This window comes from Streptomyces sp. NPDC007917 (genome assembly GCF_042959105.1).
Lineage (GTDB): Bacteria > Actinomycetota > Actinomycetes > Streptomycetales > Streptomycetaceae > Streptomyces.
In genome coordinates this window covers 38,331-63,037 of the sequence record NZ_JBIBKK010000024.1, presented here as the reverse complement: position 1 = coordinate 63,037, position 24,707 = coordinate 38,331, and the positions used below count along the sequence as shown (strand labels likewise).

19 protein-coding genes and 2 pseudogenes are annotated in these 24,707 nt (G+C 68.9%); 14 read left to right on the top strand and 7 right to left on the bottom strand.

All coding sequences use genetic code 11. The annotated features are described in order from the left end of the window. Positions 1-163 precede the first annotated feature (163 nt). The 3 genes from ACFZDL_RS35170 (at position 164) to ACFZDL_RS35160 (ending at position 5,290) form a co-directional block, all read left to right on the top strand. Complete coding sequence (locus ACFZDL_RS35170; protein WP_391193353.1) at positions 164-1,717, top strand: RICIN domain-containing protein; 1,554 nt, start codon at positions 164-166, stop codon at positions 1,715-1,717. A 273-nt stretch (positions 1,718-1,990) separates the two neighbouring features. Next, positions 1,991-3,037: a substrate-binding domain-containing protein gene (locus tag ACFZDL_RS35165; protein WP_391193329.1), complete on the top strand. Its 1,047-nt coding sequence runs from the start codon at positions 1,991-1,993 to the stop codon at positions 3,035-3,037. Between the two features lie 150 nt (positions 3,038-3,187). Then, on the top strand, positions 3,188-5,290 hold the full coding sequence (locus ACFZDL_RS35160) for a beta-galactosidase (protein ID WP_353595452.1): 2,103 nt from the start codon (positions 3,188-3,190) through the stop codon (positions 5,288-5,290). A gap of 510 nt (positions 5,291-5,800) precedes the next feature. Here the strand turns inward: ACFZDL_RS35160 and ACFZDL_RS35155 are convergent. Continuing rightward, positions 5,801-7,009: an ROK family transcriptional regulator gene (locus ACFZDL_RS35155; protein ID WP_353595453.1), complete on the bottom strand. Its 1,209-nt coding sequence runs from the start codon at positions 7,007-7,009 to the stop codon at positions 5,801-5,803. A gap of 87 nt (positions 7,010-7,096) precedes the next feature. Between ACFZDL_RS35155 and ACFZDL_RS35150 the strand changes: the two genes are divergently transcribed. The 5 genes from ACFZDL_RS35150 to ACFZDL_RS35130 all read left to right on the top strand — a co-directional run bounded on the left by ACFZDL_RS35150 (position 7,097) and on the right by ACFZDL_RS35130 (position 13,014). Then, positions 7,097-8,107 carry an ROK family protein gene (locus ACFZDL_RS35150; RefSeq protein ID WP_353595454.1) on the top strand — a complete coding sequence of 337 codons (1,011 nt, stop codon included), beginning with the start codon at positions 7,097-7,099 and terminating at the stop codon, positions 8,105-8,107. A 70-nt stretch (positions 8,108-8,177) separates the two neighbouring features. Further along, positions 8,178-9,425 carry a sugar ABC transporter substrate-binding protein gene (locus ACFZDL_RS35145; RefSeq protein ID WP_353595455.1) on the top strand — a complete coding sequence of 416 codons (1,248 nt, stop codon included), beginning with the start codon at positions 8,178-8,180 and terminating at the stop codon, positions 9,423-9,425. Positions 9,426-9,462: 37 nt separating this feature from the next. Continuing rightward, positions 9,463-10,395, top strand: coding sequence for a sugar ABC transporter permease (locus tag ACFZDL_RS35140; protein WP_353595456.1), 933 nt, complete (start codon positions 9,463-9,465; stop codon positions 10,393-10,395). Further along, positions 10,392-11,279: an ABC transporter permease subunit gene (locus ACFZDL_RS35135; protein WP_391193327.1), complete on the top strand. Its 888-nt coding sequence runs from the start codon at positions 10,392-10,394 to the stop codon at positions 11,277-11,279. The genes ACFZDL_RS35140 and ACFZDL_RS35135 overlap by 4 nt, the downstream gene beginning before the upstream one ends. A 1-nt stretch (position 11,280) precedes the next feature. Beyond that, positions 11,281-13,014, top strand: coding sequence for a hypothetical protein (locus ACFZDL_RS35130; RefSeq protein ID WP_353595457.1), 1,734 nt, complete (start codon positions 11,281-11,283; stop codon positions 13,012-13,014). A 147-nt stretch (positions 13,015-13,161) separates the two neighbouring features. Here ACFZDL_RS35130 and ACFZDL_RS35125 read toward each other — a convergent pair whose 3' ends face one another. Further along, complete coding sequence (locus ACFZDL_RS35125) at positions 13,162-13,437, bottom strand: SpoIIE family protein phosphatase (protein WP_353595458.1); 276 nt, start codon at positions 13,435-13,437, stop codon at positions 13,162-13,164. 115 nt (positions 13,438-13,552) lie between these two features. Between ACFZDL_RS35125 and ACFZDL_RS35120 the strand changes: the two genes are divergently transcribed. Next, the gene (locus ACFZDL_RS35120; RefSeq protein WP_353595472.1) at positions 13,553-13,717 is read left to right on the top strand and encodes a hypothetical protein; all 165 of its coding nucleotides are present in this window, start codon (positions 13,553-13,555) and stop codon (positions 13,715-13,717) included. 13 nt (positions 13,718-13,730) lie between these two features. On the opposite strand, the gene ACFZDL_RS35115 is transcribed toward ACFZDL_RS35120, so the two are convergent. Next, complete coding sequence (locus tag ACFZDL_RS35115; RefSeq protein ID WP_391193325.1) at positions 13,731-13,889, bottom strand: hypothetical protein; 159 nt, start codon at positions 13,887-13,889, stop codon at positions 13,731-13,733. 380 nt (positions 13,890-14,269) lie between these two features. Here ACFZDL_RS35115 and ACFZDL_RS35110 point away from each other — a divergent pair, with 380 nt between their 5' ends. Beyond that, positions 14,270-15,067: an FCD domain-containing protein gene (locus ACFZDL_RS35110; protein WP_353595459.1), complete on the top strand. Its 798-nt coding sequence runs from the start codon at positions 14,270-14,272 to the stop codon at positions 15,065-15,067. A gap of 117 nt (positions 15,068-15,184) precedes the next feature. Here the strand turns inward: ACFZDL_RS35110 and ACFZDL_RS35105 are convergent, their stop codons facing one another. Beyond that, positions 15,185-15,325, bottom strand: coding sequence for a hypothetical protein (locus ACFZDL_RS35105; protein WP_353595460.1), 141 nt, complete (start codon positions 15,323-15,325; stop codon positions 15,185-15,187). 28 nt (positions 15,326-15,353) lie between these two features. Here ACFZDL_RS35105 and ACFZDL_RS35100 point away from each other — a divergent pair, with 28 nt between their 5' ends. Next, positions 15,354-15,794, top strand: a complete 441-nt coding sequence (locus tag ACFZDL_RS35100) for a hypothetical protein (protein ID WP_353595461.1) — start codon at positions 15,354-15,356, stop codon at positions 15,792-15,794. A 398-nt stretch (positions 15,795-16,192) separates the two neighbouring features. On the opposite strand, the gene ACFZDL_RS35095 is transcribed toward ACFZDL_RS35100, so the two are convergent. Both ACFZDL_RS35095 and ACFZDL_RS35090 read right to left on the bottom strand, forming a co-directional pair. Beyond that, positions 16,193-17,140: a family 43 glycosylhydrolase gene (locus tag ACFZDL_RS35095; RefSeq protein WP_353595462.1), complete on the bottom strand. Its 948-nt coding sequence runs from the start codon at positions 17,138-17,140 to the stop codon at positions 16,193-16,195. 187 nt (positions 17,141-17,327) lie between these two features. Continuing rightward, entirely contained in the window at positions 17,328-18,332 is a 1,005-nt protein-coding gene (locus tag ACFZDL_RS35090; RefSeq protein ID WP_353595463.1) for a LacI family DNA-binding transcriptional regulator, read from the bottom strand. 1,255 nt (positions 18,333-19,587) lie between these two features. Between ACFZDL_RS35090 and ACFZDL_RS35085 the strand changes: the two are divergent. The 3 genes and pseudogenes from ACFZDL_RS35085 to ACFZDL_RS35075 all read left to right on the top strand — a co-directional run. Further along, a pseudogene (locus ACFZDL_RS35085) lies at positions 19,588-19,803 on the top strand (family 31 glucosidase); the annotation flags it as partial. Then, a pseudogene (locus tag ACFZDL_RS35080) lies at positions 19,800-20,861 on the top strand (glycoside hydrolase family 43 protein); the annotation flags it as partial. The pseudogenes ACFZDL_RS35085 and ACFZDL_RS35080, both read left to right, overlap by 4 nt. Positions 20,862-20,953: 92 nt before the next feature. Then, positions 20,954-23,263 (top strand): glycoside hydrolase family 127 protein, encoded by a 2,310-nt coding sequence (locus ACFZDL_RS35075; RefSeq protein ID WP_353595464.1) that lies wholly within the window; start codon positions 20,954-20,956, stop codon positions 23,261-23,263. 8 nt (positions 23,264-23,271) lie between these two features. Here the strand turns inward: ACFZDL_RS35075 and ACFZDL_RS35070 are convergent, their stop codons facing one another. After that, on the bottom strand, positions 23,272-24,693 hold the full coding sequence (locus ACFZDL_RS35070; RefSeq protein WP_391193351.1) for a family 43 glycosylhydrolase: 1,422 nt from the start codon (positions 24,691-24,693) through the stop codon (positions 23,272-23,274). Between the last annotated feature and the right edge of the window lie 14 nt (positions 24,694-24,707).

The following is a 24,707-nucleotide window of genomic DNA, read 5'->3' as shown; positions in this document are numbered from 1 at the left end:
TCGATGCGCTTCGACAACTCACGCTCAAGCCGTCATCCCTATCCGCATGCAGAGGGATCTGATTCGTGGCCATTCCGTTCCCTTCCGCTGCCGTCCAGGGCGTACGGGATGGCGCACCGCGTGGCCGCGTTCAGTGAAGGAGACGCGAATGAAGGGCACGTATATGATATCCACGGTGCCGTGGCGGAGACGCGTGACACGAACGACGGTGCTCAGCGTGGTGACCGCCCTTTGGGTGGCGCTCCTGGCCGGATCGGGCGCTGCCGAGACGGCGCGGGCGGCCACCGTGGATCCGAACACGTGGTACGTGCTGGTCAACCGCGGCAGCGGCAAGGCGCTCGACGTGTCGGGCGCGAGCACCGCCGACGGGGCGGGCCTCACGCAGTGGACCCGCACCGACAGCGCCAACCAGCGGTTCCAGTTCGTCGACTCGGGCAACGGCTACTACCGGCTCAAGGCGCAGCACTCCGGCAAGGTGCTGGACGTCTTGAACTACTCCACCGCCGACCACGCGGACATCGTGCAGTGGAGCGACGCGGGCAGCACCAACCAGCAGTTCCGGCTGGCCGACTCGCCGGATGGTTACGTCCGGCTGATCAACCGCAACAGCGGCAAGGCCGTCGAGGTGGAGAACGCCTCCACCGCTGACGGCGCCAAGGTCGTGCAGTTCACTGACTGGGGCGGGGCCAACCAGCAGTGGCAACTGGTCCCCACGACGGGAGTGCTGGCGCAGGTGCACACCGCCGGGCGGGTGAAGGACGCCGGAAACACGGTGCAGTACAGCTGGCCCGGCGTGTACTTCGAGGGCACCGTCAGGGGCACCGGCGTGGGCATCGTGCTCAACGACTCGGCCGCCGACTACGACGTCCAGGTCGACGGGGCCACCGTCGCCACGCTCGTCACGCCCGGCCGGACCACGCACTGGATCAACGGCCTGCAGGACCGCACGCACACCGTCCGGCTCGTCAAGCGCAACGACAGCCCAGGGGACACCAGCACGTTCGGAGGCTTCGTCGCCGCGCCGGGCGGTGCCGTGCTGAGCAAACCGGCGGCCCGCAACCGCCAGATCGAGTTCATCGGGGATTCCCTCACGGTGGGCTACGGCAACCTCTCGACCTCGCGCGACTGCCCCGGGGACCGGGTCAGGCGGACCACCAACGCCGACGTGAGCTACGGCGCCCTGACCGCCCGGCAACTGAACGCCGACTACCAGATCAACGGCTATTCGGGCCTCGGCATGGTGCGCAACTACAACGGAGGCTCTCCGGACGTCACCTACCGGACCTTCTACGACCGTGCCCTGTTGAACGTGTCCGGCGACGTCTGGCAGAACCCGGGCACCTGGCGCCCTCAGCTCGTGGTGATCAACCTCGGCACCAACGACTTCTCGACCGCCATCAACCCCGGTGAGCCGTGGACGCCCGACAGCCTGGCGGCCGCCTACCGCACCGCCTACGGCGACTTCCTCCAGAAGCTGCGGACGCGCTACGGAGCCACGACCACCATCGTGGCGGTCGGCACCGGCCAGTTCGCCGGCCATGTCCAGCAGGTGGTCAAGGCGCGCAACGACGCCGGTGACAGCCGGGTACGCTACTGGTCCCTCGACGACTCGGGGCTGGACTTCCTGGGCTGCGACTGGCACTACTCGGCGCACGACGACCGACTCATCTCCGACCGGCTCACGTCGTTCATCACCGGTCTGCCGATCGGCTGGTGACGGCGCCGGCCACCCAAGAGCACCACAGACCCGACCACGGGACCTCCGACTCCGGAAGCGGTACGGCTGGACCCGACGGTCGAAATAGCCGTCCCCGGCCACCGTGCTCGGGCCGCTCCATGAGCTTCTTCATGGCGGCCCTGGCACGCAGGTCTTGACGGCAGGGCGGCCGACCGCTTTGACTACGTAGTCAATCGAGGTTTGTGCAGCCGTTCCGGACGGCGGCCACCTCCATGTCCGGCGCCTCCATGTCCTGCTCCTCGAAGGGGGCCCATGCCCGACAGTTCCACCCCGCCCCGGTCCGGGTCCGGGTCCGGTGCAGGGCCGCGGCCCCGCACCGGACGCGGACCGGGGATGCACGACGTGGCGAGGGCCGCGGGTGTGTCCCAGAAGACGGTCTCGCGTGTGGTCAACGGCGAGCCGCATGTCAGCGACGATGTCCGGGTGCGCGTGCGGCAAGCGATCGATGCGCTCGGATACCGCCCCAACACCGCCGCCCGCGCGCTCATCCGGGGCCGCTACGGGCGGCTGGGCGTGGTGTCGGTCGGCGTCGAACTGTACGGCCCCTCCGCGCAGCTGGTCGCCCTGCAGCGGGTGGCGCGCTCCCGCGGCTACGGGGTGGCGTCGGAGGCCGTGGCGGACAGCGTGCCCGACGGGCAGGCGGAGGCGATCGACTCCCTGCTCGCCCAGGGCGTCGACGGCATCGTGGTGCTCAACCCGGTCGGCGACGGCGCGCCGATCCGCGAGGCGGGTGAGGTACCGGTGGTCAGCCTGGCCCTGGCCCGCGAGGACGGGATCGCGTCGGCCCGTGCCGCGACCGAGCACCTGCTGGCCCTCGGCCATCACACCGTCTGGCACCTGCCAGGACCGCAGGAGTGGTGGTCCGCCCGCGACCGGCTCCAGGGCTGGCGGGAGGCCCTGGCCGCGGCGGGCGCGCCGGAGCCGCCGCTGCCGGAAGCCGGCGACTGGACCGCCGCCTCGGGCTACGCGGCCGGGATCGAACTGGCCCGCGTACAAGGGCTCACCGCGGTGTTCGCCGCCAATGACGACATGGCCATCGGCGCGATGCGGGCCTTCGCGGAGGCGGGCCTGGACGTGCCGGGGCAGGTCAGCGTCATGGGATACGACGACATCCCGCTGGCGGCATACGTCACCCCGCAGTTGAGCACCGTAAAACAGGACTTCCCGGCTGTCGCCGAGCGCGCGGTGGATCTGCTGCTCACCCGGATCGAGCGCCATCCGGATCCCCCGGCCCTCGCCCGCATTCCGGTCCAGCTGGTCCTCAGGGAATCCACCGTGCGGCCTGTGGCCCGGCACTGACGGCGCACGAGAAGGCGACTTGTGACCAAGCTGCTCGCACAGGCGGTCGCCGTCGTCCTGCTGCGCAAGCAGCTGCTCGACGGCCTTTCCACTGGCGCGGTCAAGGGCTGAGGCCGCGGCCGCCCCATACAGACAGAAGTGGAGAAACACATGTACGAGCCTGCCGAGCGGGTCCTTTTCGGCGCCGCTTACTACCACGAGTACCAGCCGCACGATCGGCTCAAGGAGGACCTGGACCTGATGGCCGAGGCCCGGTTCTCGGTGATCCGGGTCGGGGAGTCCGTGTGGTCGACCTGGGAACCGGAGAACGGCCGGTTCGCGCTGGAGTGGCTGCGCCCGGTGCTGGACGGCGCGCACGAGCGTGGGATACGGGTGATCATCGGCACTCCCACCTACGCGGTTCCACCGTGGCTGGCCAGGCAGTATCCCGAGATCGCGGGGGAGCGGCGCACCGGGGAGCGGATCGCGTGGGGCCACCGGCAGGAGGTCGACTTCACCCACCCGGCGTTCCGCTTCCACGCCGAGCGAGTCATCCGCAAGATCGTGGAGCACTACGCCGACCACCCCGCGGTCGTCGGCTTCCAGGTCGACAACGAGCCGGGCTTGGCGCTTCTGCACAACCACGGGGTCTTCCAGAGGTTCGTCGACGACCTGCGCCACCGCTACCAGGATGTCGAAACGCTCAACCGGGAGTGGGGCCTGGTCTACTGGTCGCACCGGCTCAGCGACTGGGCGGACCTGTGGCGCCCCGACGGCAACGCGCAGCCGCAGTACGACCTGGCGTGGCGGCGCTTCCAGGCCCGCCAGACCACCGAATTCATCGCCTGGCAGGCCGACCTCGTACGGGAGTACGCCAGGCCGGGGCAGTTCGTCACCACGTGCATCTCCTACGACCGGGTGGCGGCCGAGGACGCCGAACTGACGAAGGCGCTGGATGTCACCGCCGGGAACCCGTACTACGCGATGCAGGACGGTCTGGCGCTGCCGGACCGGGACACCGCCCCCCAGGGGTGGGCCAGCGGCGGGACCTGGGCCCTGTACCAGAGCGCCGACCGGATGTACGCCTCCCGGCAGGAGCCGTTCCTGGTCACCGAGACCGACGCCCAGGCCATCGGCGGCCCGGAAATGAACTACCCGGCCTACGACGGGCAGTGGCGCCAGGCGGCGTGGGCGCTGGTCTCCCGCGGCGCGTCCATGATCGAGTACTGGCACTGGCACACCCTGCACTTCGGCACCGAGACCTTCTGGGGCGGAATCCTCCCGCACAGCGGCCGCCCGGGCCGCATCTACCGGGAACTGGCGCGGCTGGGGGAGGAGCTGGAGACGGCCGGCGGCCTCGTCGCGGGACTGCGCCCGGACGCCGACGCGGCCTTCCTCTTCGACCACCCCAGCATGTGGGCGCTGCAGCACCAGCCGCCGCTTTCCACCCCCGACGGCGGTCCCGACGCCGGCTCCTACGGGCGCCTGTTCGGCGCCTTCTACCGTGGCGCCTTCGCCGCGGGGCTACAGGCACGCATCGTCCACCCGGGCCAGCTGGAGACCGCCGACCTGCCGCCGCTGCTGGTCGCCTCCGGCTACTACATCGCCGAGGACCAGGTCCTGGACCGGCTGCTGGCGTACGCCCACGCCGGCGGCCACCTCATGCTCGGCCCGCGCACCGGCTACGCCGACCACGAGGCCAGGGCGCGTACCGACATCCAGCCCGCACGCCTGGCCGCGGCGGCCGGCGTCGCCTACGAGGAGTTCTCCAACCTGGCGTCGGCGCTGCCGGTCACCGGTACGGATGCGCTGCCGCTGCCGTCGGCCGCGCGCGCGACGGCCTGGGCCGACGCGTTGTCCCCCACCGAGGCCGAGGTACTGGCCGCTTACGAACACCCGCACTTCGCCCGGTGGCCCGCTGTGACCACCCACCGTTACGGAGCCGGGCGGATCACCTGCGTGGGCACCGTCCCGGACCAGACCCTGGCCCGCGCGCTGTTCCAGTGGGCCGCCACCGGCACGGCCCCGTGGCGCCCCGGCCACCCGTCGATCACCTCCACCGGGGCCACCGCCAGGGACGGCAGCCGGCTGCGCTTCGTGCACAACTGGTCATGGGAGCAGACCGCCTTCCCGCTGCCGAGCCCGGTCCGCGATGTCCTCACCGGCCGGCGGTACGCGGCCGGCGACACCTTGCCTCTGGGTCCGTGGGACGTGCGGGTGTGTGTCGAGGAAGCCGTGCCGCCGGCCGACGCGGGAGCCGACGCGAGCGAGTAGCCTCAGAGGTCGGGCCCCGGTCCGGGAGCAGCGGCGGCCCCCGGACCGGCGAATGGCTGGTCCAAGGCGACATCGCCTAGGTGAGGGCCGCTTGCCAGGAGGTGCCGTTGCTGGTGGCGTCGCCCCGGAGGCGGTCACGGGCGGCGGTGTCGCCGTACAGGCTCCAGCGGAACCAGGCCGGGAAGGTGTTCTCCGTCTGGGCGTAGTACGGGTATTGCGGAGTCAGGAACGAGCCGTGGTCGGCGCCGTTCTGGGGTGCCTGCTGGGTTGCCCATGTCCACGCAGGCGACCGGAACGGCGGCGACGATGCGGTTGTCCGGCCAGGCGGTGAGCAGGCCGTGGGTGGTCATACCGCCCATCGAGTGGCCGGATACGCCGACCCCGGCCCTGGTGTCGATGTGCCCGGCGAACGCACAGCCCCCGCGGCATGTACAGCGAGACCGCGATGGCCACCGCACCGACCACGACGAGGTACCAGACACCGCTTTGCGCGAAGCGCCCCGACGCCGCTCATCCCGAGCCGTCGGTGAAGCGCCGTTCCAGCGCCAGCTCCCGTGCCAGCTCGACGCCGGTTTCCACACCGCCGTACAGGATCCCCTGATCCCCGAGGGTCGACACCGCCAGCCGCGGGGGTTCGAAGGGCACAATCTTGGACAGCTCCGCCCTCAGTGCGGGGATGTAATCGTGGAGCTGGCCGCCCACGCCGCCACCCAGGATGATCAGCTCGGGGTCCACGACCGTGATGACCGAGGCGAGGGCGAGAGCGAGGGTACGGGCCTCGTCGGCCATGATGTTGCGGGCAGCCACATCTCCCGCCTCAGCGGCCGCCAGAACGTCTTCGGCCCGTGTGGCGCTGGTCAGGCCATGCCGACGGGCCGCGTCGACAAGGGCGTCGGCGGCAGTGGCGGTCTCCAGCATGCCGCGATCCCGTACCGCTTGGGACAGGCCGAGCCGCGGGATGGGGTGGACGGGCATGAACGCCACCTCGCCCGCCATGCCACGGGCCCCGCGCAGCGGCTTGCCGTTCAGCACGATGCCCGCGCCGACCCCGGAACCGATGTGCAGGTAGACGAAGTTGTCGATGCCCCGGCCCAGTCCTCTGGCACTCTCCCCGAGCGCGCCCAGATCCACGTCGTTCTCGAAGCGGACGCCTCCGGCCTCGGCGAAGAACCCGGCGAGCTTCCTCACATGCAGCGCGTACTCCCAGCCCGGCAGGTTGGAGGCGAGCTTGAAGGACTGCTCCTGCGGATCGTAGACGCCCGGCGAGCCCACGACGACCTGGAGCAGCTCGGTCATGGTCAGTGAGCGTTCCGTGAGGGCGGAGGACACCACGTCCTCGATGACGCCGACCAGCCCCTCCGCGTCCCGGGCCGAAGGAACCCGGGCCAGATGCACCACGTCGCCGACGAGGTCGCAGAGCGCCAGCCTCACCCAGCGACGGCCGATGTCCAGGACGATGACCCATCCCGCGGTGGGTTCCGGCCCGAAGAGCTGCGGTGCCCGCCCGGCCTTGCCGGTGCGCACGCCCAGCCGCCGTACGAGTCCGGCGTCGACCAGCACGGTGACCGCGGCGCTGACGGTCGGCTTGGACAGCCCCGACACCGTGACGAGTTGCGGGATGGAGATGGAACCGGCCGCGTACACATGGTGGAAGACCGATCGCTCGTTGAGGTGGCGCATATAGGTGGTGCTGGTGGCGACCGGAGTCAGCTTTGCCAATGGCTCCCCCTCGGCTCTGGGACGTGGCGACAGGATATCGCTCGCTACCTCTTGTTAATTTAGGAGCCTCCCTTACAATCAACGCTCATGAAAGCGCTTCCGCCATCCGGCCCTGTCGTGGCCATCGATGTGGGTGGTACGAAGACCGCCCTCCTCGTCACGGGTCAGGAGGGCGGCTCGGCCCCTCGCACGGATCGCGTGCCGACACTTGCCGCCCAAGGTCCTCGGGATCTCTTCGCGCGGATCGAGGCGTCGGTGGCGCACCTGCTGGGCCCTGGCACGGGACTCACGGATGTCGTGGGCGTCGGCATGGTCTGTCCTGGGATCGCCACCGACGACGGGGTGCTGTTCGCGCCGAACACCCCTGGCTGGGAGAGCCTGCGGGTGCGCGAGGTGCTGGCCGCGATGTTCCCCGCGGCGCGGATCACCGTCATGAACGACGTGAAGGCGGCTGCCCTGGCCGAGGTCCGGCAGGGCCTGCTGAACGGGGTGGAATACGGCCTCTACCTCAACATCGGCACCGGACTCTCCTGCGCCCTGGTGGTGCGGGGGACCGTGCTGGACGGCGCGAACGGAGCGGCCGGCGAGATCGCGTACCAGGCTCTGGACCCTGACGACCTCGGCGCACACGACGGCAGGGCTCCGCTCGAGGAGACGTTCTCCGGCGCGGCGCTCGCCGAGGCGGCGCGCGCCTGGTCGGAAGGCGCCGCCACCCCCGGTACGGCGTTCGACCTGGCGCGGGCCGAGCCCGATTTCAGCGAACTGATCAACGAGCGTATGCGGCGGTTCGCCACCGCCGTCGCCAACCTCGCCACCGCCTTCGACCCGGCCCGGATCGTCGTAGGCGGTGGGATGGCCGAACGCCCCGAGGTGTTCGCCGGACTCGCCGTGGCTCTCAAGCGGCTGGTGCCCTTCCCGCCCGTGCTGCTGCGCTCGGACATGCACGACGATGCCTCGCTCACCGGCGCCCTGATCGCCGCCCGTGAGGCGGCACGACCTGGGCGTACCGCCGCCGCCCCGGGCGATACGGCGTCTTCCGTTCCGTTATCGGGCCGCGCCAGTGCGCCCTCGTCCGAAATGCGGACAATCTGCGGCTGATCCTCGGATCCCACTGCTCGCCCTGGGGGCGGCAGTACGTCTCACGTGAGCGCTAAGAAAGTTGGACGGCATGCGAAACAAGCTCATACCCATCGCGGCGGTGTTCGCACTCAGCCTCACAGGCTGCGCGTTCGGTGGTGAAAGCACCAGCGGAAACCAATCGGACACATTGAAGTTCTGGCTCTCCGGCGACGGGGCCCAGGGCGGTGGGTTCGCCGCGATGGCGAAGGAGTACACCAAGGAGACCGGCGTCAAGGTCGAGGTCGTCGACATCCCCTACGACGACCTGACGACCAAGCTGCGCAACGCCGCGCAGGCAGGCGATCTGCCGGCACTGGCCCGCGTGGGGACGGTCGACCCGGTGTGGGCCGACTCCCTGCTCGACCTCGGCAAGATCGCCACCACGAACCACATCAAGCCCGACCTTCTGTCGAAGTCGCCCAAGGGGCATATCGAGGCGCTTCCGACGGACCTCACGGCAGTCGGGCTGTTCATCAACAAGAGCCTGTTCGACAAGGCGAAGGTCAGCTATCCGACATCGGCCGACCACCAGTGGACCTGGGACGAGTTCACCGCGGCGGTGAAGAAGGTCCAGAAGAACACTGATGCCAAGTACGGCCTGGTGATGGACTCCTCCAGCCACCGGCTGCGTTCCTTCCTCTACCAGTTCGGAAGCAACGGCTTCCCCCTGGACGCCCAGGGCAAGTTCACGACCAACAAGCAGACCGCCACCGCGCTGGAGCGCTTCAAGGCGATGAACGACGACAAGCTCATGCCGCGCTCGGTGTGGCTGTCCGACGGTGACGCCGGCGCGTTGTTCAAGAGCGGACGGGTCGCCGCGTACTACTCGGGTGTCTGGCAGGTCACCGACTTCTCCAAGAACATCAAGGACTTCGCGTGGGCGTCCGTCCTCATGCCGAAGCAGCCGGTGCGTGCGACGAACCTGGGGACGAACTACCTCGTCGGATACGACGGTCCCAACGCGGCGAAGACGCGGAAGTTCATCAACTGGCTCTACAGCCCGAAGAACTACACGAAGCTGTGTGAGATCTCCGGCTTCCTGCCGGTGGAGGACGGCGTCCAGGTCGGCTACAAGGACCACAAGGAGGCGTACGACCTCTACAACGACGAGATCGCCAAGTCCGCTCCGGTGTCGGCACAGCAGATGAAGAACGAGCTCACCTACGCCTACAAGGGCATGAGCGGCGACAGCGACCCGATCAAGGACGAGACCGTCAAGTACCTCAGCGGCAGCCAGGACGTCCGCAAGACGATCAACGCGATCGAGAAGCAGATGGACGACCAGCTCACCGGATGACGCGAGGGAAGACGAGGAAGTGGAGAGGCCGACGCCGATGACGATCACCGCGGAACACCACCGCATCAGTCCGCCGTTGCCCGAAGTGACCCGGCGGCGCCGGCGCAGCCGTTACGTGCTCGCACCCGTCGTGTTCGCGGCGGTCAACATCGTCATGTTCCTGCTGTTCTTCATCTGGCCAGGGGCGCTCGGCCTGCTCTACTCGTTCACCAACTACCGTGGGTTCGGGCAGCCCGACTTCGTGGGGTTCGACAACTACCGCACGCTGTTCTCGGATCCGGAGTTCTACGCGGCCCTCCGACGTACCGCGGTGTACGTGGCGCTGTCCGTCCCCCTGACCTACGTGCTGTCCCTGTCCGTGGCGGTGCTACTCGTCAGCAAGTTCACCCGCGGCAAGACCCTCGCCAAGACCGTGTTCTTCTTCCCCTGGCTGATCTCCCCGATCGTCACGGGCGTGATCTGGCGCTGGCTGTTCGGCGAGAACTTCGGCTTCGTCAACTTCGTCCTGGGCGAACTCGGCTTCTCCGAAGTGGCGTGGTCGTCCAACGCGGACCTGTCCCTGGCCATCGTGATCTTCGCCTCCGCCTGGGCGGCCACGGCCTTCAACATGCTGCTGTTCATCGCGGCTCTGAAGAACGTGCCACGCTCGTACTACGAGGCGTCGGAGCTCGACGGGGCCGGCGGGTGGCAGCGGTTCCGGTACATCACCCTGCCCGCGATCGCACCCACGTCCTTCATGGTGATCCTGCTGTCGACGATCAACTCCATGAAGGAGTTCGCGATGATCCAGGCGCTCAACGGCGGTGGTCCGGGCACCGAGAACCGACTGATCGTGCAGTACATCTACGAGACCGGATTCAAGCAGGCCAAGGTGGGCTACGCGAGCGCCGTGTCCATGGTCCTGATGGTGATTCTGATGGTGATCGCGCTGGTTCAGATGCGTGTGGGCAGGGGACGGGGAGCGTCGTGAAGGACGGCAGAAGCGTGGTGAAGGACATCGGCGGCGCGAGCGCGCGGCGGCGTCCCCGAGGCGCGGGAACGGCCACGCGCACGGTCGGTTTCACCCTCGTGCTGTGGGCCATGGCCGCCCTGTTCGCCTTTCCGGTGCTGTGGTTCGTCCTCAGCGCCTTCAAACCGGGCAGCGAACTGTTCAGCTATCCCCTCTCCATCCTCCCGCGCCAGTGGACCCTTCAGGGGTTCGAGGACGCCTGGCAGCGGATCGACTTCGCGCGCTACTTCACCAACACCCTGGTTGTGGCGAGCCTGACCACCGTCCTCACGGTCCTCGCGAGTGCCACCACGGGCTATGCGCTCGCCAAGTACTCCGCGTGGTGGATCAAGGCCTTCTTCGTCTGCGTGCTGGCGACGACCATGCTGCCCACCGAGGTCATCCTCACGCCGTCCTTCACCGTCGTGCGGAACCTCGGGCTCTATGACTCCCTGGCGGGCGTCATCGTGCCGTCGATCATCACCGCGACCGGCATCTTCATGTTCCGCCAGTTCTTCCTGACGGTTCCCGACGAGCTGCTGGAAGCGGCCCGTATCGACGGCGCGAGCGAGTTCGGCATCTTCTTCAGGATCATGCTGCCGATCGCCCGGCCGATCGTGGTGACCTTGGCCATCTCCTCGTTCCAGTGGCGCTGGAACGACTACATCTGGCCGCTGATCGTGCTCAACGATCAGAACAGGTTCACTCTCCAGGTGGCCCTGCGCAATCTCGTCGGGGCCGAGACCATCGAATGGTCCGTCCTGCTGGCGGCTTCCGTCATCTCACTGCTGCCGCTGGTACTGATGTTCTTGGTGTTCCAGCGCCACATCATGAACGCCGATCTGGACGCGGGGCTGAAGGACTGACATGACACCGACCCCTCTCCTCGGCCCGGGCACCGACCTGGCGTTTGTGGACGCCCTGGTGGGACCGCTCGACCGGCGCGTCCCCGGCATCGTCACCGACTGGGCGGACGGTCGCTACGAGACCGCCCAGCACCGCACGCTCGCTGCCGACGCCAAGGCACTCCTCACCGCCTTGGCGTGCCCCCGCTCGCGCTGGCACGGCGCCGCGGACACTCTGCTCGGCCCCGTACAGGGCCTGATCGACCAGCTCACCACCGCTCAGGGAGACGACGGCCTGTTCGGCGGCGACAACCTCGCCTCCCCGCCCGACTCGTCGTTCACCGTGGGCGACGTCTGTGTGATGACCGAGCTGATCAACGCCACCGACCTCGGAAACGTGCCACGGATGGGCGAGGTGTACGCGGCGCTGGCCGGCATCCGGCGAGCCGTGACCCCGGCGCTCCTGGCCGGGGGAGTGCACACGCCCAACCACCGCTGGGAGCTGTGCGCGGCCCTCGCCCGCCTCCACCGCATCGAGCCCGACCCGCGGCTCCCCGCCCGCATCGACCAGTGGCTCGCGGAGGGCATCGACATCTGCCCGGACGGGATGTACTCCGAGCGCAGCCCCCTCTACGCCGCGTTCGTGACGAACCCCTCGCTCCTCGTCATAGCGGACGTGCTCGCCCGTCCCGAACTGGAGGAGAAGGTGCGGCGCAACCTCGACGCCTTCGCCCCGCTCTTCGACGAGGACGGCACGGTGGAATCCCTGCACTCCCGCCGGCAGGACCAGCGGATGCGCTTCGACGGCGCCGGATTCCTGCTTCAGTTCCGGCGCTTCGCCCTCCGGGAGTCGCGCGGTGACCACGCCCGGCTGGTCACCGACATCCTCGCGCGCGGGGTCGACGGCCAGATCGCGAGCCACGCCCTCGCGGAGGTACTCCTGGATCCCCGACTGGCCCGGCCCCTGCCGCCGTCCGGCCCCGCGAGGCCCGCTGTCGGGCAGACGGTGCTCGCCGACTCGGGGCTGGCCCGGGTCCGTGCGGGGCGGCGCTGCGTCACCGTCTTCGGTGGCAGTGACATCGCCCGGTTTCCGCGCATCGCCTCCGGCCTGTCGACCAACCCCACCTTTCTGCGGTTCCGCCAGGGAGACGCGGTCCTGGAGTCGTTGCGGCTGTCAGTCGCCTTCTTCGACCTCGGGCCCTTCCGCAGCGAGGGCCTGTACGTCAAGGGCGAGGGTCAATACGCGCTGACCCAGACCACCCGAGCCCACTTCTACCAGCCGCTCCCGACCGACCGGCACCGGGCCGACGGCAGCTATGAACTGGGCGACGACGGACGCTTCTTCGCCTCCATGGACTTCTCCCACCGCCCCACCGACGACCACCAGCTACGGATCGACGCCGACGTCGACGTCACCGATTCGGGTGTCGATGTCCGGCTGGATCTGCGCTCCATCCCGACCTCGTACGTCCTGGAACTCGTCTTCCGCCCTGGCGGCACGCTCAAGGGCGTCCGATCCCTCAGCGACCCCGACTCCTACGAACTGGTCGAGGGCATCGGCAGCTACACCGTGGGCGGGGACACCATCCGGTTCGGCCCCGGCAACGGCTCGGGTCCCGCCCAGCCGGCGGTTTTCGACGACGGCGAGCAGTTCTCCTACCTCGGCGCCCGCGACACCGTACCCGGGACACGGGTCTACATCACCGGACGGGTCCCGGGCACCTACACGCTGTCCCTCACCGGGACGCAGCCCTGAAACCGCCCCCGGCCTCGGCACTGTCCACGAGCCGGGAGTGAGATCGTCCTGCTCAGATGGCGGGAAGCGGGGGGAGCGGTTGCTCGGTCCGGATGGTCTTGTCCCAAGTGCCGTACCTGACTCCCCAGCGGTTCGCGAGGGCGTTGATCAGTTGTCCCTGCCCTTCTTCTGGGTCGGCAGAAGGGCGGACACAACGGAGTCGCAGAGCGTCTCCAGGCTGGACCGGGCCTCGTCACCGGCCGCCGAGGCCAGGATTTCGGTGAATCGGCCGACACACTCGTCGATGTCCTGGCCGGGTGACTCCACCAGGCCGTCGGTGAACAACGCCACGAGGCCCTTGTCCGGTATTTCCATCCGGACGATGTCGAACGGCGGTGTGGCGGCGCCCAGAGGAGCGTTCGGGGGGACCTCGGGGATGTGCACGGTGTGATCGGGTGGATGACGACGTGCCGCCGCCGACGTTGCCGGTGGACGGTGAAGTGTCCCCCTGCCACTGGGGAATGGGCGCTGCCGCGATGTCACCCACGAGGTAGCCGGGGTGTTCCAGTTCGCCGAGGGCGCCAACGACGTCTGCACGGTGAGCGGCACCGTCTATTGCCTGCGCAATGACCTCTCCCAGGCGGTGCTCTGGTACAACGCGCCGCTGCTGAAGAAGTTCGGCTACCGGGTTCCGACGAGGTCGCCTCGTTGTTCTGGGAGCTGAAGACCACGTCCGGTCAGCCCTTGCGGGTGCGGTTGAAGGGCTGGACCTTGGTCTGGAGGTAGTTCGAGCCGTTGGCGTCGCCGTCGTAGGTGGCCGCGCAGCAGGCCAACCATGCCGAACGTCTCCTGCTGACCACCCTTACCTGGCTGAGCGACGGCTTGTTGACGGTCATGTGCGACTCTCCTGGGTTTGCAGGCGGCCCGGGCAGATCGGCAGAGCAGCGGCGTGGATGGGGTGACGCCGGACCGGCCCGGCCGGGCGTCGGGTACTGCGGACGGCTGTTCCGCTGCCGTCCCCGAAGAAATTAGCCGCCTTATCGAGCTATCCGTCAAGAGTGTGTGTGGCTGTCTTCTCGGTGATTTATGGATGCTGATGACTCAAAGTTGAGGCCGGGCCAGGCCCAATAGATCGGTAAATGTGCCGATTAGAGCTAGAACTCTATGGCGTGGGTTCCTCTTCAGATGAGTACGACTCATTATTGGCTGAGGTACGATGAGCGCGGCTGCACAGCGATCAGCCGCCCTCGTCGCAGTCACCCCGGAGGCACGACAGATGAACGACACGCCTGCAGCCGAAGCGGCCTTGCCGGCGCAGGTCTCTCACGCCGAGGCGGCAGCGGTGGACGGCCCGGACCAGCGGCGTGACTATCGCCCCGGTTACGAAGTCGTCGCGGAGCGGATCCTCGAGTTCATCGCCGAGGCCCGTCTGGTGGCGGGCGATCGGCTGCCCACAGAGAACGACCTGGCCCAGATGCTGAAGACCAGCAGGGCGGTGGTGCGGGAGGCCGTGAAGATCCTTTCGGCGCTCGGCCGGGTCCGGGCGCACAAGGGGCGCGGACTGTTCGTCGCGGACGACGAGGGCATGCTCCTCACCAGCCGTTGGGGCGGCTCTTTCCGCCCCGTCGACCTTGATCACGTCCTCATGCTGTTCGAGTTCCGCAGGATTCAGGAGATGGCTGCCAGCAGCCTGGCCGCCACCCGTGCCACGCCCGCCGAGCTCCGTACCATCGAAGCCGCCACGCAGCAGTGCCGAGACGGGTTCGTCCACGGTCAGGTCGATGTGTTCAACCAGGCGGATGAGGACTTCCACGCGGGCGTCGCCGCGGCCTCGCACAACACCTTCCTCGTCAGCGCCGTGCGGGACGCACGACGACTGCAGCGGCAGTCGAGCGCGATCGGGATCCACGACAGGCTCGGCGAGGGCACCGAGTCGGCGGTCGAGGAGCATGAGGCGATCTACCGGGCCATTCGTGACGGCCGGCCCGACGAGGCGGCCCAGGCCACGGCGGCACATCTCGACAGGACGCTCGAGGACTACCGGCGGGAGATCCAGCGGCGTCTGTTCGGATAGCGTTCCCCGTCGGACCCCGCCGCGACACGCGGTCCTCTCGGCCGCCTGTCACGCGGCATGTCGGCGCCCGGGGCGGCAGGCGGCAGTCCGCTCCAGCCGCCCCGGGCGCCGGGAGACTCACTGGGCGGCGGCTTCCTCGGTGGTGAGGAAGCGGAGGTTGTGGACGTGGTCGTTGGCGAACATGGGCACGCCGTCCGAGGCCAGGTACCAGTTCGGTTTGCCCCCGCTGTCGCGGATGACCCGCCCCGTTGATGACAACGTTTTCGAAAGTGATGTCCTTGATGACGTGGTCGGCGTCGAGGCCGATGCGCAGCGACGTGCCGGCGTGGGAGCCGGTGTAGGTGAGGTCCTTGATGTAGACGTTCTCGATGCCGCGCCCGGCTGCCTCATTCCACTTCGGGTTGAAGGTGACCCGCATGTGGATCAGCTGGCCCCACCGGATGTCCTCGACGTGGAGGTTGTCGACCTTGACGTTCCGGACGAGGTTGCCGTCGCCGGGGTTGATGGCGATGCAGCCCTGGTAGAGCATCTGCGGTTCGCGGTGGTCGAGGATGTCGATGCCGTCGCCCCAGCCCTGCTGGCTGAAGGAGCGCAGATTGCTGATGGTGACGTTCTGGGACTCGGCGACCGTGATGGTGCCGTACCGGGGGTTGAGGACCGTGATGCCGTCGACGTGGACGTTCTCGGCGTCGTGGACGAGCATCGCGCCGCCTGGCGTTGTAGATGACGCCGTGGCCGGTCAGCCGGCAGTTCTCCACCCCCTCGAAGACCACGTTGGAGGTGAGGACGGCGCCGGCGGCCAGGTGGACGGTGGTGCCGCTGGGCACCTTCAGCGTCCGGTCGGGGTGGGTGTGCAGGCCGGGCCCGAAGTAGATGACCTTCGGATCGCCCTGCTCGGGCGGGTTCTGCTCGACGGGGTCGTCGAACCCGGGCTCCTGGAACCCTTCGGTCATCTCCCGGACCGACGGGTTGAGCCGGAACCGCCATCGACCGTCCAGATCGATGCTTTGGGCGTCGCTGCGGGTGCTGCCCTCGGTGCCAGACAACCCTCACCCGGGTGGTACGAAGCAAGCCGTCGGCTCGTTGTGGTGTGCGGGGTCATGGGGTGCGTCCTTCGTAGCGGGGTCAAACGGTTGGTGTTGCCCTCGGCAGATCGAGTCGGACGGGCTCGTCGCGGTCGCAGTGCAGTCTGCCGTCGACGACTCGCGCCGCGGCGACCTGGAGCGAGGAGCGACGGGTGGCCTGGGTGCCGTCGTCCTCGTTGGTGTGCGCGGGGCGGCCGGGGTGTGTGAAGTAGAAGATGTAGGCCGTCTCTCCCTGGACGACCACATCGGCGTGGAGGCCGATGTTGCCGTCGTCGGGACGACTGCCCGGCGTGTCCAGGATCAGTCCCTGGTGTTCCCACGTCGTCAGGTCGTCCGACCGCAGCACTCCCTGTCCGCGCCACTCGTCGACGATCATCCAGTAGTGGCCGCCCAACTCGAAGACGTTGGGCCCCTCGTGCCCGCGGTGATCGAGCACCACGCCGGTGGGCCGCCAGTGGTAGAGGTCGGGGCTGTCGGCGGCGCAGGTGATCGAGCCCCGGGAGCCGTCCTTGAACCACATCCGCCAGCCACCGCCCGGCAGTGGGTACACGCATGCGTCGATGACCTGGTCGGAGTCGAGGTCGAGCTCCCCGTGATACGTCCACTCCAGCATGTCGGGGCTGGTGTAGTGGCGGATTTGGGCGGCTCCGGTCCAGGAGTCGGGCACGCCGCGGATGTAGCTGACGTACATGTGGTACAGCCCGTCGTGCCAGATGATCTCCGGTGCCCAGAAGGTGTTTCTCCCCCACTCGGTTTCCAAGCCGGTGAGAGTGCCCCGGTAAGTCCAGGTGCGGCCGCCGTCTGCGGAGGCGGCCACACCCAAATCGGTACCGTGCACCCAGGCGAAGCCAGGGCCTGGGGCCGTGGCGCGGCGGTTGGTGTAGACGAGCCACCATTCGCCGCTTTGGCGGTGGTGGACGGCGACGGGGTCCGCGGCCCCGTCATATACGGGGTCGCGGAAGAGAGGGGCGTCGGCTACGGCGTTCACCGGTGGTCTTCCTTACTCATGGAGTGGTCTTGAGAAACCGGGGTGCGGCGACGGCACCCACCGCCCGGCCGGCGGACAGGCGAGGCATGACGTCGTGCGAGGAGAGACGCGGCGCCGGCCCTGTGGGGCCGACCGTCCGCACACCGCGGGGGACCTCCGCGGGGCCGCGCCAGGCCACGGCCCACGTTCAGCCGCCTGTCGACTCCCGGATCACCACGGAGAAGGGGCTGACGAACTCTTCGTGCTCCGCTCCGGGTTCGGTCTCCTCGATTCGCCTGATCAGCAGGTCGACCGCCCGTTCGGCCATCGTGTCGTGGTCCGGGTCGACAGTGGAGAGCGAGGGGACGAGAAACTCGCTCTCTTCGACGTTGTCGAAGCCGATGACCTTGACCTGATCCGGCACCCGCACCCCGGCACTCGCCAGGCCCCGCAGCGCGCCCATGGCCACGGAGTCGTTGACGCAGAACAAGCCGTCGAAGTCGAGCCCGCTCTCGACCATCTCCCGGGCCTGTTCCACACCCTCGCGCATGTCCGGCCTTTCCACCGTCTGTATCAGGGCCGGGTCCGCCGGCAGACCGGCCTTGTCCAGCGCCTGCCGGTAGCCCGCGAGGCGCAGGCTGGAGACGTCGACTTCCTCCACCGGACCGCACAGGATGGCGATGCGTCGGCATCCCCGCTCGATCAGGTGGCGGGTCGCCGCCTCGGCGGCGTCGACATTGGGCATGGCGACGTGGTCGACGGGTCCGCCGAAGATCCGCTCGCCCAGGACGACCACTGGGTGATCCACCTTGAGCCGCTCGGCGTCGGCCGGCCCCAGTCCCGCGGCGCTGAGGATGAGCCCGTCGTAGAGCCGGTTGCGTGACAGGGACAGGGCGGCCAGTTCGTTCTCCCGCGAAGCGCCGGTCTGCTCGATGCTCACCCGTAGGTTGTGGCGCTCGGCCGCGGTGATGATGGTGGCGGCGAGCCGGCTGTAGTAGGGGCTGTTCACCTGGGGGACGGCCAGGCCGATGGTGCCCGTGCGGCCTTTGCTGAGATTGCGGGCCGCGACGTTGACCCGGTAGTCGAGGCGGGCCATCGCCTCGAGGACCTTGTCCCGCGTTGCCCGGCGCACGTTCGGATGTTCGTTGATGACGTTGGAGACGGTCATCGCCGAGACTCCGGCCGCCTTCGCCACGTCGCGAATCGTTACCACGTTCGCCCCTAGCTGCGGTCTCAAACATCACCCGGGTGCTGTGTCCCGCGTTTGCCTGTGCCGAGCCCCAGTAAAGAGGAAGAGTTCCTCCGGCGCCGTGCCGCTGGTCCGGCGGGCCGCTTCCGACCCTCCAGCGCCAGATCTGGAGGCCGCCGTGGCTGCGTCGGCCGGGGGCGCTCAGCGCGGTGGCCGTACAGGTCGCGGCTGATCTTCGGTCGCTCGATGCCGAGGTTGGTGACCAGGGTCGGGGTAGGCACGGACGTGCTCCAGCTGTGCTGTGGCGGGTTGGGATCACGCGGTGGTCTTTGGACCGCCGGCCGTGGCCGGCGAGCAGGGGACGGTACGGCGTTGCCATCCCACGGCGCGCTGTTCGGCTGACAATGACCCACTATGGGGCCCTTGCTTGTACCGGTAAAAACGCTGCCATCGCGGTGCCCGAGCAGTCAAGAGTCGTGCGACGACTTGCTCGGCCGCAGGGCCGACGGCTCCCGCCGGACCGGTGTTCCGGCGCACTTGACAGTCTCAGATCAACGCACCTAGCGTTCGCCGATGTCGCTCCGCAACCGGTGTCGCGGTGCGGTGGTCGCAGGGCATAGTTCCGCCGAGCCGAAGGACCGGACCCGCTCCCTGAACACTCATAACCGCCACGTCGGTGCGGAGCCGACGGTGGCCGAGGTGTGCCATGAACCAATCCTGAAAATGCCCAGCAGTCGCCATGGCGGCCGCTGGACATCCGTGTCACTGCCCGCAGTTCCCTGATGAGGCGCCAGGCGCGCTACTCGCCTGGCCACTTCCTCCGCTCTTGGGCCGCCGTTCAGCTGCCGTGTTCACTGCCTCCCCCCGGCAGCGGGAGCCCGCCCGTGCGTGGGCAGCGGTGACGGTGCCCCGGCTTCGTCACTCAGAGGCAGAAGGACGGCCGTGACAGGCAATAAGACGCGCTGCTTCCGCTTGCAGGCCCGGAGAGCCGGTGCCGTCGACCGCCACGGACGGCACCGGCCGCCTCGGCCGACACCCCACGGACGCACGGGCACAGGCCCTTGAGAAGAACAGAGGAAACTCCTTGTCCTACAGCATCCGCGCGGGCGGCCTGGAACGCCACACCACCGAGGAGATCCTGCGCATCGAGCCCTGGGGCCCGCACGCGGTCCACGCCGGTCCCCGTGTCCATGCGGCGGGCGGCCGGACGGAGCAGCACTTCGAGGCGTACGACGGTGAACGGCTGCACGGCCTCGGGCAGCATCTGCACGGGCTCCTGGACCAGTTCCTGCTCGGCCCCGATGTGCTGGTGGCGCCCGTGTACGAGGCCGGCGCGCGGGCCCGCCGGGTGTATCTGCCGTGCGGGGCACGCTGGCTCGACCCGATGACCGGACGCACCGTCGAGGGTGGTACGACGCTCGACGCGGAGGCCCCGCTGGAGCGCATTCCCGTCTTCGTGCGCGATGGAGCCGACGTCGCAGCTCGGCTCGGCTGACCCCTCACCAGCCCGGCACGCGTCGGCTCCTCCCCGCTGGGCCCGCATGCCCGGAACATCTTCCTCCCCACAGCTCAGGAGCGTTTGTGCATCAGCCGAAATCGGTCCACGCCGGCTACCTGCTCGTCTATTTCACCGGCAGTCCCGCGGCCGACGACGAAAGGATCCGGATGGCACTCAGCCGCGGCAACGACCCGCTGCACTACCGGGAACTGAACGCCGGAGAGCCCGTCCTGACCTCAAGCCTCGGCACCAAGGGACTACGCGACCCCTTCGTGATCCGTTCCCCCGAAGGTGACAGGTTCCATGTGATCGCCACGGACCTGTGTACGTCCGGCAGCGAGCATTCGACGCGGTTCACCTGGGACAGGGCCCAGCGCACCGGCAGCAAGTCGATCGTGGTGTGGGACTCCGCGGACCTGGTCAACTGGACGGGTCACCGCCTGGTCAGGGTGTCTCCCGACACCGCGGGCAACACCTGGGCACCAAAGGCCTGCTACGCCGACGAACTCGGCAGGTACGTCGTCTTCTGGGCCTCGAAGCTCTACGCCCAGGACGACCCGGACCACACCGGAACCAGCTACAACAGGATGCTCTACGCGACCACCACCGACTTCCGCACGTTCAGCGAGCCCAGGGTCTGGCACGATCCGGGGCACGCGGTGATCGACTCAGCCGTGATCAAGCACAACGGGGTGTACTACCGCTATACGAAGGACGAGCGGGACCAGACGCCTTCCGTGCCCAGCGCCAAGCTCATCATCGCGGAGAAGTCGCGCGAACTGGCCTCCACCACATATGACTTCGTGGCCGACCGCATCGGCGAGGGGGAGATCACCCGCGGTGAGGGCCCGGCCGTGTTCAAGTCGAACACGGAGGAGAAGTGGTACATGTTCATCGACGAGTTCGGGTGGCGCAACTACGTCCCCTTCGAGACCACCGATCTCGACTCCGGGAAGTGGACCCGGTCGACGAGCTACCAGCTGCCCCCTGGAGCCAAGCACGGCTCGGTGCTCCCTCTCACCCAGGCGGAGTACGACCGGTTGCTGAGTGCCTATGGCGGGCAGACAAGCGATTCTTGATCACGCACGATCAACCGCGATGCTCTCCGCCGCACGGCAGAGCGTTCGAATGAAGGAAACGAGCACTCATGCAGTCACTCCCGCACAGCGCGGTGCGCCTTCTTCCTGGCCCGTTCCTGGACACGCAGGCCACCGCCCTCGACTACCTGCTGTCCCTGGACACCGACCGGCTCCTCGCGCCCTTGCGGCGCGAGGCCGGCCTGCCGCCGGGTGCCGAGTCCTACGGCAACTGGGAGAGCTCCGGTCTCGACGGCCACACCGTCGGGCACGCGTTGTCGGGCGCCGCTCTGATGAGCGCGGTGACGGACGATCCCCGGCCGAGAGCCATGGTCGAACGTCTGGTGCAGGGCGTCGTCGAGTGCCAGGACGCCCTGGGCACCGGCTACGTCGGGGGCGTCCCCGACGGCGTGCGGCTGTGGCAGCGGGTGGCCGCGGGGCAGGTCGAGCGGGACTCGTTCGAGCTCGGTGGTGCCTGGGTCCCGTGGTACAACCTGCACAAGCTCTTCGCCGGCCTGCTGGACGCCTACCGGCACACCGGCTCCGAGCCGGCGCTGACCGCCGTCCGACGGCTGGCCGACTGGTGGGACCAGGTGGCGGCGGGGATGGACGACGACACCCACGAAGCCATGCTCCGCACGGAGTTCGGTGGCATGTGCGAGGTTCTGGCGGACCTCGCCGAGGTCACCGGCACGGACCGGTACGCCGCCCTGGCACGGAGGTTCCTCGACCAGGCGCTGCTGCGCCCGTTGCGCGAGCACCGTGACGTCCTCGACGGGATGCACGCCAACACCCAGATCGCCAAAGTCGTCGGGTACCAGCGGCTCGGCGAGGTCGCGGGCGACCCCGGCCTGCGGGACGCTGCCCGGTTCTTCTGGCAGGTCATGACCAGGCACCGGACGTTCTCCTTCGGCGGCAACTCCGTGCGCGAGCACCTGCACCCCCGAGACGACTTCGGCTCAGCGCTCCAGTCGCCGGAGGGCCCCGAGACCTGCAACACCTACAACATGCTCAAACTGAGCCGCGCCCTCTTCCTCGAACGGCCGGACACCGAGGTGCTCGACCACTACGAGCGCGCGACCGTCAATCACATCCTCTCGTCCCTGCATCCCAAGGGCGGACTGGTGTATTTCACACCGGTGCGACCGGGCCACTACCGCGTGGTGTCGACGCCCCAGAACTGCTTCTGGTGCTGCGTCGGCACCGGGCTGGAGAACCACGCCAAGTACGGCGAGCTGGTGTACACCACCGAGGGCGAGAACCTGTTCGTCAACCTGTTCATCGCCTCCCGCCTCAGCCGGCCCGAACAGAACCTGGTGCTCGAGCAGACCGGGACGGCGCCCTACGACGAGGAGGTGAGACTCGTGGTGCGCGGCGCTCCCGCCACCCCTCTGCCGATCCACATACGCGTGCCCAGCTGGCACGAGGGGACGCCGCAGGTCCGCATCAACGGCGCACCGCCCGAGGACGGGCCGGCCCCGCTCACCACGCGCCACGGAGCGGGCGTACAGCCCCTGACCTACGTGCGCCTGGAGCGGCAGTGGCGCGAAGGCGACACGGTCACCATGCGCCTTCGCCCGCGCATCAGCGCCGAGCTGCTCCCCGACGGCTCGCCGTGGGTGTCGTACCGCTTCGGGCCCAGCGTGCTCGCGGCCGAGGGCGACCGGACCGATCTGGCCGGGCTCTTCGCCGACGACTCCCGGATGGGGCATGTCGCCGACGGCCCGTTGCGCCCCCTGGAGCACCTGCCCGTCGTGCTCGCCCGGAGCACCTCCGATCTGGCGGCCGGCGTGCGCCGACTCGCCCCGGACCGGTTGATGTTCGCCCTGGACCATGTGGACGCGCGACCGGGCGAGTCCGTCACCCTTCTCCCGTTCGCCGGCATCCACGGCTCCCGCTACCACCTCTACTTCCCCGTGGCGGAGCCGGAGCGGATCCAGGAGCGGCGGGCGGAGCTGCGCGCGGCCGACGAGGCGGCGCTTGCGCTGCACGACCGAACCGTTGACGCCGTTGCCGCCGGCGAGCAACAGCCCGAAAGCGACCACTGGTTCGAGGGGCAGGACACATGGTCGGGCCTCACCGACGGACTGAGGTGGCGGGCCGCCACCGGATGGTGGTCCTATCGCCTGACAGACCGGGACGGTGCCGCCACCGGCCTCCAGGTGATCCACCTCTCGGACGGAAGTGCCGGGCCGACCCGCGTGCTGGTCGACGGGCATGTGCTGGGCACGCTCACACCCTCGACCGGCCCGGAGAGCGAGGAAACATCCCAGGTGCTCCCGCTCGACGCGGACCGTCCGGCCGGGCCCGTCGAGGTCCGGTTCGAAGCGGTCGGCCCGGCGCCCACCGTCCGGCTGCGCCACCTGCGCCTGATGCGCTGATGTTGTGGTCAGAACCGGTCACCGGCGCCGGGGGTGAACTGCCACCAGTTCACGTTGACCAGGTAGCCGCTGCCGCCGGCGAACCGCAGATACAGGTCCTGGGTTCCCGTCGCCCCGCTGACCGGGCAGGACACCGTCGTCCAGGTTTGCCAGCCCCCGGTGTTCGGTACTGCGCACCGGGCCGCGACCGTCCCGTTCGGACCGCCCAGTCGGACTTCGACGGTGCCGCCGCCGGTCGCCGAGGCCACGCGGGCGGTGAAGGAGGACGCGCCCGTGCCGAAGGCCACGCCCTTGACCTTGACGTAGTCGCCGTTCTCGAGCCATCCGAGGTTCATACCGCCTTCAGACGACGGCTCGGTTTCGATCCCGGAGCCCCAGGCGATCGTCTCGGCCTCCTGGCGTACGTACGGGTTGAGCGTGCCGACCTGGGGCGCGCCCGTGCCGGTCATGGTGATGGTCGGGATCGTGCCGTCGGCGTTGTAGGTGAACTTCTCCACCGCGACCGAGCGGGTGTAGCCGCCGCCTCCCGGGAGGGCGCCGTTGTGGTAGAAGAAGTACGAGTTGCCCTTGAAGTCGATGACACCCGGGTGGTTGGTGAAACTGCTGCCCTGTGTGGGCATGACCGTCCCGCGGTAGGTCCACGGTCCGGTCGGGCCGGGCGCCGTGGAGTAGGCGATGAACTCCGAGCAGCACTTGGCCGCGAACACCATGTAGTACAGGCCGCCTCGCTTGTAGACCCAGGGCGCTTCCTCGAACAGGGTGGGCCGGTTGGGGTCGCCGGCGCGGGTGCCGAAGCCCGCGGTGGTGAGCGGGATTTTGGCCGGGCTGCCCGAGTACGAGGTCATGTCGGCGTTCAGCTTGACGTACCAGAGGTTCGGGTTGCCCCAGTACAGGTAGGCCTGGCCATCGTCGTCGACGAAGACGGTGGGGTCGATCTCGCCGTTCTCCACCAAGGGGCGGCCGATGGCGTCACGGAACGGTCCGGTGGGGCTGTCCGACACCGCCACGCCGATGGCCATCCGGCCGGTCGCCCGGTTCGTCACCGGCACGTACCAGTAGAATTTGCCGTTGCGGTAGGTGGTCTGTCCCGCCCACGCGTTGGAGGACGCCCAGCTGAAGGTGGCCAGGTTGAGCGGCGAGCCGTGGTCGGTCCAGTTGACCATGTCGTCGGAGGACCACACCCGCCACTCCTTCATGGTGAAGTTGGTGGAGCCGTCCTCGTCGTGCCCGGTGTAGAGGTAAACCCGGCCGTTGTGAACCAAAGGGGCAGGGTCGGCGGTGTAGATGTGCTGCACGATCGGGTTGTCCGCCCTGGCCGCCGTGGGCTGTACCGCGGCGGGGACGGCGGCGAACGCCAGGACGAGGCCCACCACCCAGGCCACGGCTCGGCTGAGCCTCGCGTGGGTGGGGAGGGGCCGGGCCGGGAGCATCGTGGTCTCCACGG